Raw genomic sequence first — 1098 nt, forward strand, 5'->3', positions numbered from 1 at the left:
CTAAATATCCTATTATCGGGATGATCGTTCGACCGATTCTGTCGCCCTGGAGTCAAGACTGACTTTCGATGATTCTGGCAATATCTGCTGCAGGGCGATAGCCCGGAATAACCTGACCGTTTTCCAGAACCATTGCCGGCGTACCGTTAATGCCCATCTGGATACCCAGGTTGTAGTGATTGTCAATGACAGTACTGCACGCTGCCTTATCGCCTTGAATTTTTGCACTTATGGGCCTGCCGGTTTTCAGGTCGGTTAATGCCTGTTTGCGGTTGACTGAACACCAGGCATCGGTCATCTTGCCATGCACAGGTGATTGTTGACCACCCCGGGGGAAAGCAAGGTAGCGCAGTTCTATGCCCAGCGCATTTAAACCGGCGACTTCCCGGTGCAGTTTTCGGCAGTAGCCACAGTCGACATCCGTGAAGGCATAGACAACACCTTTGGTTTCACCTTTCGGTGAAAAAATCACCATGTCTTCCTTGTTCAGGGATTTGAGCAGCCTGGCGTTTTGCTGGCTTTTCACCTCATCTGTCAGGTTAACCAATTGGTTGCCCCGAATTTCTAACAGATCGCCTTTGATAAAATATTGCCCGTCTTCGCTGCTGTAGAGAACAAAGCCACCTTTGAGCATCACTTTGTAGATGCCTGGCATGGGGCTTTCGGTGATCGACTCAATGGCAATGGTGGTATCGAGTTTTTTCAGTTGACTTGCAATCAGGGATTCGGGGCCACCGACGGTGCTGTCCTTGTCGGTAGCCTCTGCATTGACCGCCACAGACCCGCCAGCGCTTGTGGTGATAATGGCTGTTAACAGCAGGGCAGAGCGTGTAAACATAATGATTCCTTGATTGATCCACAAAAATAAGCTTGGCTGCCGACTGGGCAGTGTACCGAAACCGGACATTTCAGGGGCTATCGGCAAATCGTCCCGGCATTGGAGAGAAACGCTGGGTGAAAATCAGGAATTGTAGCTTTATTTCTTGCTGTTGTATCGCGTAGTCAGAAAATAGGATTTCATTTAGTTAACTGCTAATGGACATTAAGTAGCTGACCATATGAAATCATATATTTCTGACTCCTTGTGCCGGCACTCTG

At 48.9% G+C, this 1098-nt stretch carries 1 protein-coding gene; it reads right to left on the reverse strand.

Annotation, left to right across the window (positions count from 1 at the left end; translation table 11 throughout):
* Nucleotides 1-52: 52 nt before the first annotated feature.
* Nucleotides 53-838 carry a thioredoxin fold domain-containing protein gene (locus KDK14_RS21165; protein ID WP_257267244.1) on the reverse strand — a complete coding sequence of 262 codons (786 nt, stop codon included), beginning with the start codon at nucleotides 836-838 and terminating at the stop codon, nucleotides 53-55.
* Nucleotides 839-1098 lie beyond the last annotated feature (260 nt).

This window comes from Endozoicomonas sp. ONNA2 (genome assembly GCF_024606365.1).
Lineage (GTDB): Bacteria > Pseudomonadota > Gammaproteobacteria > Pseudomonadales > Endozoicomonadaceae > Endozoicomonas.